The sequence below is a fragment of the Pseudomonas sp. NPDC087690 genome (assembly GCF_044743175.1).
Lineage (GTDB): Bacteria > Pseudomonadota > Gammaproteobacteria > Pseudomonadales > Pseudomonadaceae > Aquipseudomonas.
On the sequence record NZ_JBIUVX010000049.1, the window covers coordinates 18,466 to 29,977 of the forward strand.

Here is an 11,512-nt window from a genome sequence, read left to right on the forward strand (position 1 = left end):
GCTGGCGGAGGTTTTTCAACTCAGGTAGGATCGGTGCACTCGTAAAATATATTAAACAGAGGCTGCCGGATGGCGAACACCCCTTACCCAGAGTCCTATTACGCTGCGTCGGCCAATACCGTACCGCCCCGCCCTGCCTTGCAGGATGATGTGGAGACGGACGTCTGTGTGATCGGCGCCGGGTATACCGGATTGTCGTCTGCCCTGTTTCTGCTGGAGAACGGTTTTCGCGTGACGGTACTGGAAGCGGCCAAGGTCGGTTTCGGCGCCTCTGGACGTAATGGCGGGCAGATCGTTAACAGTTATAGCCGTGACATCGATGTGATCGAACGCACCGTTGGGCCGAAGCAGGCGCATTTGCTCGGGCAGATGGCTTTCGAGGGTGGCCGGATCATTCGCGAGCGCGTGGCCAAGTACAACATTCAGTGCGACCTGAAGGACGGCGGCGTATTCGCAGCCATTACCGCCAAGCAGATGGGTCACCTGGAATCGCAGAAGCGTCTTTGGGAGCGCTTCGGTCATACGCAACTGGAACTGCTCGATCAACGCCGCATCCGCGAAGTGGTCGCGTGTGATCAGTACGTCGGCGGCATGCTCGATATGAGCGGAGGCCATATTCATCCGCTGAACCTTGCCCTCGGCGAAGCAGCGGCGGTCGAGTCGCTCGGCGGCACGATCTATGAGCAATCGCCTGCCGTGCGCATTGAGCGTGGCGCCAACCCGGTGGTACATACGCCGCAAGGCAAGGTCAGGGCCAAGTTCATCATTGTCGCCGGCAACGCTTACCTCGGTAATCTGGTGCCGGAACTGGCAGCCAAATCGATGCCGTGCGGCACTCAGGTGATCACTACCGAGCCACTGGGTGACGAGCTGGCGAAAACATTGCTGCCGCAGGATTACTGCGTCGAAGACTGCAACTACCTGCTCGACTATTACCGCCTGACTGGCGACAAACGTCTGATCTTCGGCGGCGGCGTTGTTTATGGCGCGCGGGATCCGGCGAACATTGAGGCGATCATCCGCCCGAAGATGCTCAAGGCATTTCCGCAGCTCAAGGATGTGAAGATTGATTACGCCTGGACCGGAAATTTCCTGCTGACCCTCTCACGCTTACCTCAGGTCGGGCGCTTGGGTGAAAACATCTATTACTCGCAGGGCTGCAGCGGCCATGGCGTGACGTACACACACCTGGCAGGCAAGGTTCTGGCTGAGGCGTTACGCGGTCAGGCTGAGCGCTTTGATGCGTTTGCCGATCTGCCCCACTACCCGTTCCCCGGCGGCCAATTGCTGCGAACACCGTTTGCGGCGCTGGGTGCCTGGTATTACGGGTTGCGCGACAAATTCGGGATGTAAAAAAGGGCCGCTGAACAGCGGCCCTTTTTATTCAACACTGAACGGTTTCAGAGCTGATCCCGAGCAATCCCGCTACGGATCCGCAGGATATCAGCCAGCACCGCCAGAGCAATTTCCGCCGGCGTCTTGCTGCCGAGGTTAAGCCCGATCGGCGCATGGATCCGCGCCAACTCAGACTCGCCCAGCCCACCGATCCGGCGCAGTCGCTCAAAGCGTTTCTGCGAGGTCTGCAGCGACCCCATCACGCCAATGTAGAACGCTTCGGTGCGCACCGCTTCCATCATCGCCAGATCGTCGATGCGCGGATCGTGGGTCAACGCGACGACCGCCGTATCGCGGTGGCAGCCACCATCGGCGATGAACACCGAAGGCAATTGCCGACGAATCTCCACGCCGTTTAGCACCACGCCTTCAAGCACTTCATCACGCGGATCGCAGAGAATCACTTCAAACCCGAGACCCACGGCGAACTCGGCACACGCCTGCGCCACGCTGGAATAACCGGCGAGCAACAAGCGCTGCGCCGCGCCAACACGAATCCGCACCCGATCAATCTCACGCTCGATGCGCGCACCCTGCTCGCGATCTGCGAACAGACTGCGCGCACCGCTGGCCAGATCGACCTCGCGAATCAAGCGACGCTGACCGAGCAGCGCCGACTCCAACTCACGCAGATGCGCCTGCACATCGCAGTCGGCGTCAAACTTCTCTACCAGCACATCGAGAATGCCGCCACACGGCAGGCTGACCCGCGAACGCGGATCGTCGCCCTCGCCGTAACGCACGACGTTGATCGCATCGACAAACGCACCTTCGGCGACGCGTTCGAGAAAGTCTTCCTCGACACAGCCACCCGACAGCGAGCCGATCCACTGCCCACCATCGTTCACCGCCAGCAGCGAACCCGGCGCACGCGGTGCCGAGCCGTAAGTCGTCAGCACGGTGCAGAGCCAGATACGCTGCCCCGCCACCGACCACTCCAGCGCGCGGCGCACCACTTGTAGATCGAGATGCTGCATGTCAGTGGGCCTTGTGCTCGATGGACGGTGCGTCGGCTTGCAACTTCTGCACCTCGCTCACTGCCAGCTCGGCAGACTGGCCGCCCCACCCTTGACGCAGGTAGTTGAGTAGATCGGTCAGCTGTTCAGGACTGAGCTTGCCGGCAAAACCCGGCATCGGTTGCATGTGCTCGAAACCGGAAAACTTCTGCTCGCCGATACCATCTTCGATCACGCGCAACAGGTTGCGTGGATCTTCCAGGCGCAACGTGGTGTTGCCGCGCATGGCCACCGCGATGTGCGGTTTGCCTTCACCACCGACCGCATGGCAACCGGCGCAGACATTCAGGTATTCCTGCTGGCCGCGCTGGGCGCTCGGACTGAGTTTTTCCACCGGCACTTCGACAAGCGTTTTGGCTGCCGGCGGTTTGTCGCCGAGCAGGAACGTCGCCATTGCCGCCAGATCCGGATCGCTCAGGCCCTGAGTGCTGTTGTGGAACACCGGGAACATCTCGTTGAACATCGTCCCCTGCGCGCTCATGCCGTGCTTGAGGAACGTGCTCAGATCCTGCCCGTTCCAGCCGCGAGCGGCCAGATCAGTAGCCAGCAGACTCGGCGCCAGATAACCATTAAGGATTCCGCCGGTGAGGCGTTTATCCAGCTGCATCGCACCCGGCAGGCCGCGCGGGGTGTGGCATTCGCCGCAGTGACCGAGCACTTCGACCATGTATTGGCCGCGTTTCCACGCTTCACTTTTGCCTTCGGCCGACTCCAGTTTCAGGTCTTTGCCGTACATCATGTTCCAGCCGATCAGACCCGGACGCACGTTGAACGGAAAGCTCAGACTGGTGACCGGCGCTGCGCGCTCGATCGGCTCGATGGTTTTCAGATACGCATGGATCGCATCCGAATCCGCGCGCGGCATCAGGTGATACGAGGTGTACGGCATCGCCGGATACAGGTTCGCACCGTCGCGACGCTTGCCTTCGGTAAGCGCCGCGAAGAACTCGTCATCGTTATACAAACCGATGCCGTGCTCTTTGCTCGGGGTGATGTTGGTGCCGTAGATCGTGCCGAACGGCGAGACGATCGGCAGACCGCCGGCAAACGGCGCACCACCCGCTGCCGTGTGGCAAGCCATGCAGTCAGCAGCGCGTGCGAGATACTCGCCACGCTTGACCTGATCATCGGCGTGAGCAAACAACACCGGCGCAGCGAGGCCGACCGCCAAGGTCAGGCGGGTCAGTAAAAGCTTCATGCTTAACCCTCCTTGACCAGGCCGAGATCGGTCAGCACGTTGCGGGTAGCGTTGTAGTAACGCACGTACCCGGTGCAACGGCAGACGTGATGGCCGAGGCTGTCCTCGATGACTTGTTCCAGCTGGCTTTTGACAATCGGCTGGCGCTGCAGCTTCTCAACCAGCACGGTCGCGGCGTTGACGAAGCCCGGTGCGCAGTAGCTGCACTGGAAAGCGAACTCATCGACGAAGCGCTGCTGGATCGGGTTCAGCTCAGTCACCTGACCGTCTTCGTCACGCTTGGCGTGGCTCTCGATGGTGCGGACTTTCTTGCCTTCGAAGTAGTGCGCGCCGGTAATGCAGGTGCGCACCTCTTCACTGGTGCCGTCGGGATTGTCGACGATCACTACGCAGGCGTGGCAGATGCCCTGGCCGCAGCCCAGACGCGAACCGGTGAGGTTTTTGTATTCGTGCAGATAGTCGATCATCGGCAGGTCATCAGGGATGTCCACCGGGCCGACGGATTGACCATTGAGGGTCAGTTGAAGCGGACGGTTAGCCATTGAGGGCCTCCTTGATGCGCGCAGCAGTGATTGGCAGATCGCGAACACGTTTACCGATGGCATGCGCCACGGCGTTACCGATGGCGCCGACAATCGGGATCATCACCACTTCGGCGATGCCTTTGGACGGATCGCTTGGCGACAGTGCCGGGAGAATTTCCGACGTCTGTTTCCACACAGCAACGTGGCGCGCCATCGGCAGACGGTAACGGTTGAAGTTCCAGTCACCCTCCCCCGGCCCACCTTCATACAGCGGCATTTCTTCCATCAACGCGTGACCGATGCCCATGGCGATACCGCCTTCCATCTGCCCCTTGACCAACTCTTCGACCAGCACACGACCGCACTCGACCCACGAATGGTGGTTGAGCACTTCAACTTCGGCAGAACCCTTGTTGACCTTCAGCTCGACCAGCGTGGCGACCGGGCTGTAGTAAGTCACGGCAGCGTTGTTCAACTGCACAACCGGATAATTGATGTTCTGGCGGTCCAACAGATGGAAACCAGACGTGGTCATCAACGCTTTCTTCGCTTTCGGCGCGCCGTCACCGTATTTCACGGCGAGACCATCGAGCGGCAGACGCTCGCGCACGCCGTCGATGCTGTATTCGGCTTCAGCCCAGCTCCAGCGGTTGAACGCATGAACGGTGGCGCCGGTCACCAGGCCACGCTCGTGAGCGTGTTTGGCCAGCTCTTCGAAGCTCAACGGCTGCATGCCGTTGGCGGTAAGTTTGCCGTCAACCCAATGCGCATCTTCGCGACGTACAACGTAAGGGTTGGCTTGACCGCCGTAAGGACCCTGACGCCAGATTTCCATGGCCGCTGGCCACAAACCGTTGTTGAACAGCACGCGCGCCGCTTCACGGGTGGCATGGCTGAAGTAGTACGCCGAGTTGGTCGCCGACGAGGCCGAGGCCAGCTTGCCGACCCAGCGCGGGTTGCGCAGCAGGTTATCCTGCTCAGTCTGACTCATGATGTAAGGGTTGCCGCTGGTGATCAGCTGCATTTCCTTCCATTCGGTTTCGCCAGTCTTCACTTCGTGCGCCGGGCTGCCGAGGAAATCGGCCACGACCAAGGCTTGCGAGGTGGACATGCCGGTGCCGATCTCAATGCCGATATGGCGCAGAGTAATGCGACCGTCAGCGGTGAATTCGATGCTGGCCATCGGCGCTTCAGAACCGGTGCCGAAGTCTTTCTGGCAAATGGCGAAACCGACGCCGTACCAGTTGTCCGGGTCGGCGGCTTCGCGCTGTTTCTTGATCGCGTCGCGGTTTTTCCAGACTTCGTGCACCGAGGCCTTGTCGAGAATTTCATGCAGGCGCAAAGCACCGGCGGGGATCGCGCCCTGGGTGTTTTTCATGCCCGAACGCAGAGCGTTCTTGCGACGCAGATCGATGGCATCGACACCGAGGCGATTGGCGATTTCGTCGACCATCATTTCGGTCGCCGCCATGCTCTGCAGGGTGCCGTAACCGCGCATCGAACCGGCCTCGACAGCACGCGAGTGGTAGGCGGTGACCTGCAGGTCGTTTTGCGGCATGTAGTAAATCGACTGTGCCGCCGTGGCGCCAACCGCCGCTACGGATGGGCTGTAGTTGATCCGGCCACCACCGTCGACGCTCATTTCGGCGCGGAAAATCTTGAAGCTGTAGTCGTTCTTGTCCACGGCCAATTGGTAGCGGATGTCGAACGGGTGACGCTTGATGCCGCTCTGGAATTGCTCGTAGCGGTCGTTGGCCAGACGCACTGGCACACCGGCGCCGTACAACGCGGCAAGAGCTGCGTAGTAGACGAAGATGTTGTGATCTTTGGAACCGTAACCGACGGTGTAACCCGGGTGCATGTTCAGGTTGTCGAGGCCGAAACGCGACGGCGAGATCATCTTCGCAGTTTCGGTCGCTGCCTCCAGCGGGCACTGGGTGGCCACTACGAAATGCAGGGTCTTGGTCTTCGGGTCGTACCAGCCGTTGCCGTTGTCCGGCTCCATTGCAGCCGGCTCGATCGACGGGGTCTTGTAGCGCTCGTCGAATACCAGCCAGTTGTCCGGCGGCGTGTCGATCTCGCTCTTCATGCGGTCAGCGTAGAACAGCCCGCGCTCGGTCAGATTGCCGTGCAGGTTCGGCTGGGAATTCCACACCGGACGACGGTTCTTCAGCATCGGGAACAGGATCGAGTCCTTGAGGCTGGCGAATTCATCTTCGTCTGCCGAGGTCGCGCCGCCAACGCGCACATAGCGGAAGCTGCCGTAGGGGTCGCCTTCGTAGAACGGTACTTTGGCACCGTAACGAATCGCTCTGTCATTGAATTTGAGTTTGTTCTTGGCCTGACGGAAGCGCTCGAAGTCGTTCCAGATCAGGATGGCCACCGGGTGACCGATGAACATTGGCACCTTGCCTTCTGGCAGCAGTGGATCCGGCGCATGTTCTTCCGGGAAGACGATGCCGTCCTTGTCCAGGTCAGCGGCGGTGACGATGCGATCCGGCTGCAAATCAGCGCCGAGCCACGACAGGTCGTAACCGTCGTAAATGCGGTCAGCCTTGATGGTTTTCAGCAACATGGCGTGGCCTTGCTGCTCGGGCCAGCCCGGCATGTCCTTGGAGCGAATGTCGCGAGCAAAGACTTTGCTGCCGCAGACCTTGGACAGCGCATCGTTACGCTGACGCGCTTTGCCGTTGTTGCCGAGCCATTTCTCGGACGGCACGGTTACGCTGTTTTCCATCAAGGCAGCCAGCGCCTGGGTGCTGAGTGGCGTGAGCGTGACGCTCACGCCCGCCACCAGCCCGCCCTGGAGGAACGAGCGCCGGGATATATCACGGTTGGACATGGATCATCCTCTGGGCGGTTATGTGTCCGCCCTTCTGGTTATCTACTGGGAATCTCGAGTCTTGCAGAAGCCCTTCTTGGCTAAACGAAAGGCGTGATGACAGTGCAAAGCTGACCGAAAGGTTAACTTTAAAGGTTTCTGGGCTCGCAGCAAACAACCAGATACAAAAATTTGACTAAAGAATCAAAAAATCAATGCGACGTGAGACCGCAGCAGGCGGGTAGACACTTGTAGGAGTGAGCCTGCTCGCGATGGCGGAGTGTCAGTCACCAGCAGCATGGCTGAACTGACGCTATCGCGAGCAGGCTCACTCCTACAGGGATTTGTGTTGGCTTCGGGATTGGGGCGGGAGGAAAAGAAGGTAATAGCCAAATTCCAGACACAAAAAACCCCGGTCTTTCGACCAGGGTCTTTGCTATCGATTCCGAATCAACCAAGGGTTGCTTTCGGTGCTTCAAGGCGTTCAGTGGTCCTTGGAGCAGATATGGCGCAGCGGACGGGACTCGAACCCGCGACCCCCGGCGTGACAGGCCGGTATTCTAACCGACTGAACTACCGCTGCGTATCGCTTTGAGCTTGCGCTCAAGTAACTCGTTTTGACTGCAAGCTTCGGTGCTTGGCAATCGCGAACCAGACAAGCCTGATTCGTAAAATATGGCGCAGCGGACGGGACTCGAACCCGCGACCCCCGGCGTGACAGGCCGGTATTCTAACCGACTGAACTACCGCTGCGCGTCGGTGCAGGCACTTTCAGCCTACGCTCTTGCTTACGCAAGTCTCTCGGGGAGTGGTGGGTGATGACGGGATCGAACCGCCGACATTCTGCTTGTAAGGCAGACGCTCTCCCAGCTGAGCTAATCACCCGTTTGCATCTCCGAGGCCGCGAAATTTACGCAGGTAGAGAACCTAAGTCAATAGCAGGATTGAAGTTTTTCTAAAAAAGACGAAATTGCTTCCATCCTGCAAGACCGCCTTCCCGAGCAAGCTCGCCCCCACAGGGGATTGCATTCCAAATGTGGGAGCGAGCCCGCTCGCGAAGGCGCCAGTCCATTCAACGCAAATTCACAGAAAAAGGCGATCTACTCGCTATAGATCATCTTTTTCGTCATGCCGCCATCGACGACGAATTCCTGCCCGGTGACAAACCCGGCATTCCTCGACAGCAACCACGCAACCATGGCCGCCACGTCTTCGACTGTCCCTACCCTGCCCGCTGGATGCTGAGCATGATCGGCATCGGCCAACGGCTCCGCTCTACGCGCAGAGGGATCACGCGCATCGATCCAGCCCGGGCTGACGGCGTTGACGCGAATCTCCGGCCCCAGGCTGATTGCCAGCGCATGCGTGAGCGCCAATAACCCACCCTTGCTCGCCGCATACGCCTCGGAGTCCGCCTCCGACTGCCGCGCACGGGTCGAGGCCAGATTGACGATCGAACCATTGTGAGCGCGCAGATAAGGCGCACAGTGCTTGGCCAGCAACATCGGCCCACTGAGGTTTACCGCCAGCACGCGATTCCAGTAAGCCAGATCGAGGCTTTCCAGGGTGATGTTGTGCGGATCGGCGACCGCCGCATTGCATACCAGCGCGTCGAGACGACCAAACTGCCCCAACACCTCAGCAACACCCAGCGCAACCTGGCCCTCATCGGCAACGTCCATGGCAATGAACCAGGCGTTTTCGCCCAGCACCTTCGCCACTTTCGAACCGCGCGCACGATCCAGATCGGTCAGCACCACTTGCCAGCCTTCGCTGATCAGCCACGCCGCAATCCCCAGACCAATACCGCGCGCGGCACCCGTGACCAACGCGACGCGGCCATGGGTACCCGCTGTCGGCGTCGACAACTCGATCACAGCGCTGCCAGACCGCGCGCCAGATCGGCTTGCAGATCCGCCACGTCTTCGAGACCGACCGCGATGCGGATCAGGCTGTCACGGATGCCCGCTGCTTCACGCTCTTGCGGTGCGAGACGACCGTGAGAAGTAGTGCTCGGGTGAGTGATGGTGGTTTTACTGTCACCAAGGTTGGCGGTGATCGAAATCAAACGGGTGGCATCGATAAAGCGCCAGGCGCCCTCTTTGCCGCCCTTGACCTCAAAGCTCACCACCGCACCGAAGCCCTTCTGCTGACGTTGAGCCAGTTCGTGCTGCGGATGGCTCTTGAGACCGGCGTAATGGACTTTCTCGATACCGTCCTGCTGCTCCAGCCATTCAGCCAGCTCCTGGGCATTGGCACAATGCGCCTTCATCCGCAGGCCCAAGGTTTCCAGCCCCTTGAGGAAAATCCACGCATTGAATGGACTCAGGGTCGGCCCGGCAGTGCGAAGGAAGCCGACGATTTCTTTCATCTGCTCGCTACGCCCGGCTACCACCCCACCCATGCAACGGCCCTGGCCGTCGATGAACTTGGTCGCCGAGTGCACGACGATGTCCGCCCCCAGTTTCAGCGGCTGTTGCAACGCCGGGGTGCAGAAGCAGTTATCGACCACCAGCATCGCGCCTTTGGCATGAGCGATTTCTGCCAGTGCGGCGATATCAACCAGCTCAGCCAGAGGGTTGGACGGCGACTCAACGAAGAGCAGTTTGGTATTCGGCTTGATTGCCGCATCCCAACCCGAAAGGTCGGCCAGTGGCACGTAATCGACTTCCACGCCAAAACGCTTGAAGTACTTCTCGAACAGACTGATGGTCGAGCCGAACACGCTGCGCGAGACCAGCACATGATCGCCAGCACTGCACAGGCTCATCACCACTGCCATGATCGCAGCCATGCCGGTTGCGGTCGCAACAGCCTGTTCGGCGCTTTCCAGTGCAGCAATGCGCTCTTCGAACGCGCGCACGGTCGGGTTGGTGTAACGCGAGTAGACGTTGCCCGGCACTTCGCCGGCAAACCGTGCGGCTGCATCGGCAGCGGTGCGAAACACGTAGCTGGAGGTGAAGAACATCGGATCACCGTGCTCACCTTCCGGCGTACGGTGCTGACCGGCACGTACGGCCAGGGTATCGAACGCTACGCCTTCAAGGTCGCTGTCCAGCCGACCGGCATCCCATTCCTGACTCATGCTGTCACTCCTTGCGCTGTTCTCGAAAATTGAAAGTCAGATACAAAACCGGCCCCTCAGGGCCGGTAGAAACTCAGTTGTTGTACAGATCGATGATCGCACTGACCGCCTGGGTCTTGATCTTCGAGGAGTCGTTACGCGCCTGCTCGATCTTGTTCAGGTATGCCTCGTCGACATCGCCGGTGACGTACTTGCCGTCGAACACCGCACAATCGAAGTTCTCGATCTTGATCTTGCCGCCACCGACCGCTTCGATCAAGTCAGGCAAGTCCTGATAGATCAACCAGTCAGCGCCGATCAGATCCGCCACGTCCTGCGTCGAACGGTTATGCGCGATCAATTCGTGAGCGCTTGGCATGTCGATGCCATAGACGTTCGGGAAGCGTACCGCCGGAGCAGCCGAGCAGAAGTAGACGTTTTTCGCGCCGGCTTCGCGAGCCATCTGGATGATCTGCTTGCAGGTGGTGCCGCGCACGATCGAGTCGTCGACCAGCATCACGTTCTTGCCGCGGAATTCCAGCTCAATGGCGTTGAGCTTCTGGCGTACCGACTTCTTGCGCGCCGCTTGACCCGGCATGATGAAGGTACGACCGATGTAACGGTTCTTGACGAAACCTTCGCGGAATTTCACGCCCAGGTGATTCGCCAGTTCCAGCGCGGCTGTACGGCTGGTGTCCGGAATCGGGATCACCACGTCGATGTCGTGCTCTGGACGCTCGCGCAGGATTTTCTCGGCGAGCTTCTCACCCATGCGCAGACGGGCCTTGTAGACCGATACGCCGTCGATGATCGAGTCCGGACGCGCCAGGTAGACGTGTTCGAAGATGCACGGGGTCAGGGACGGGTTGGTCGCGCACTGACGGGTGTGCAGCTTGCCGTCTTCAGTGATGTAGACCGCTTCGCCCGGAGCCAGGTCGCGAATCAGGGTAAAACCGAGCACGTCCAGCGAAACGCTTTCCGAGGCGATCATGTACTCGACGCCTTCGTCGGTGTGACGCTGGCCGAACACGATCGGGCGAATGCCGTGCGGGTCGCGGAAACCGACGATGCCGTAACCGGTCACCATCGCCACGACGGCGTAGCCACCGACGCAACGGTTGTGCACGTCAGTCACGGCAGCGAACACGTCTTCTTCGGTCGGCTGCAGCTTGCCACGCTGGGCCAGCTCGTGAGCGAACACGTTGAGCAGCACTTCCGAGTCGGAACTGGTGTTGACGTGACGCAGATCGGATTCGTAGATCTCTTTGGCCAACTGTTCAACGTTGGTCAGGTTACCGTTGTGCGCCAGGGTGATGCCGTAAGGCGAGTTGACGTAAAACGGTTGGGCTTCGGCCGAAGTCGAACTGCCTGCGGTCGGGTAACGGACGTGGCCGATACCCATGTGGCCGACCAGACGCTGCATGTGACGCTGTTGAAACACGTCACGCACCAGGCCATTGTCCTTGCGCAGGAACAACCGGCCATCATGGCTGG

At 59.9% G+C, this 11,512-nt stretch carries 8 protein-coding genes and 3 tRNA genes; 1 reads left to right on the forward strand and 10 read right to left on the reverse strand.

Annotation, left to right across the window (positions count from 1 at the left end):
• The first annotated feature begins 69 nt into the window (after positions 1-69).
• A complete protein-coding gene (locus tag ACIPIZ_RS26640) occupies positions 70-1,353 on the forward strand; it encodes an NAD(P)/FAD-dependent oxidoreductase (RefSeq protein WP_401168409.1) in 1,284 nt (427 codons plus the stop codon).
• A 47-nt stretch (positions 1,354-1,400) separates the two neighbouring features.
• Here the strand turns inward: ACIPIZ_RS26640 and ACIPIZ_RS26645 are convergent, their stop codons facing one another.
• The 10 genes from ACIPIZ_RS26645 to purF all read right to left on the reverse strand — a co-directional run.
• Complete coding sequence (locus tag ACIPIZ_RS26645) at positions 1,401-2,372, reverse strand: XdhC family protein (RefSeq protein ID WP_150648587.1); 972 nt, start codon at positions 2,370-2,372, stop codon at positions 1,401-1,403.
• Between the two features lies 1 nt (position 2,373).
• Positions 2,374-3,609 (reverse strand): c-type cytochrome, encoded by a 1,236-nt coding sequence (locus ACIPIZ_RS26650; RefSeq protein ID WP_401168412.1) that lies wholly within the window; start codon positions 3,607-3,609, stop codon positions 2,374-2,376.
• Between the two features lie 2 nt (positions 3,610-3,611).
• On the reverse strand, positions 3,612-4,151 hold the full coding sequence (locus ACIPIZ_RS26655) for a (2Fe-2S)-binding protein (RefSeq protein WP_105708859.1): 540 nt from the start codon (positions 4,149-4,151) through the stop codon (positions 3,612-3,614).
• Complete coding sequence (locus tag ACIPIZ_RS26660; protein ID WP_401168415.1) at positions 4,144-6,975, reverse strand: xanthine dehydrogenase family protein molybdopterin-binding subunit; 2,832 nt, start codon at positions 6,973-6,975, stop codon at positions 4,144-4,146. Before ACIPIZ_RS26660 ends, ACIPIZ_RS26655 begins: the two co-directional genes overlap by 8 nt.
• Positions 6,976-7,460: 485 nt before the next feature.
• A tRNA-Asp gene (locus ACIPIZ_RS26665) sits at positions 7,461-7,537 on the reverse strand.
• Between the two features lie 93 nt (positions 7,538-7,630).
• Positions 7,631-7,707: transfer RNA gene (locus ACIPIZ_RS26670), tRNA-Asp, on the reverse strand.
• A 56-nt stretch (positions 7,708-7,763) separates the two neighbouring features.
• A tRNA-Val gene (locus tag ACIPIZ_RS26675) sits at positions 7,764-7,839 on the reverse strand.
• 215 nt (positions 7,840-8,054) lie between these two features.
• Positions 8,055-8,831: an SDR family oxidoreductase gene (locus tag ACIPIZ_RS26680; RefSeq protein WP_008083223.1), complete on the reverse strand. Its 777-nt coding sequence runs from the start codon at positions 8,829-8,831 to the stop codon at positions 8,055-8,057.
• Positions 8,828-10,039, reverse strand: coding sequence for an O-succinylhomoserine sulfhydrylase (locus ACIPIZ_RS26685; protein WP_122854660.1), 1,212 nt, complete (start codon positions 10,037-10,039; stop codon positions 8,828-8,830). Before ACIPIZ_RS26685 ends, ACIPIZ_RS26680 begins: the two co-directional genes overlap by 4 nt.
• A gap of 73 nt (positions 10,040-10,112) precedes the next feature.
• The coding region (gene purF / locus ACIPIZ_RS26690; RefSeq protein ID WP_401168418.1) for an amidophosphoribosyltransferase at positions 10,113-11,512 on the reverse strand (1,400 nt) is incomplete at its 5' end.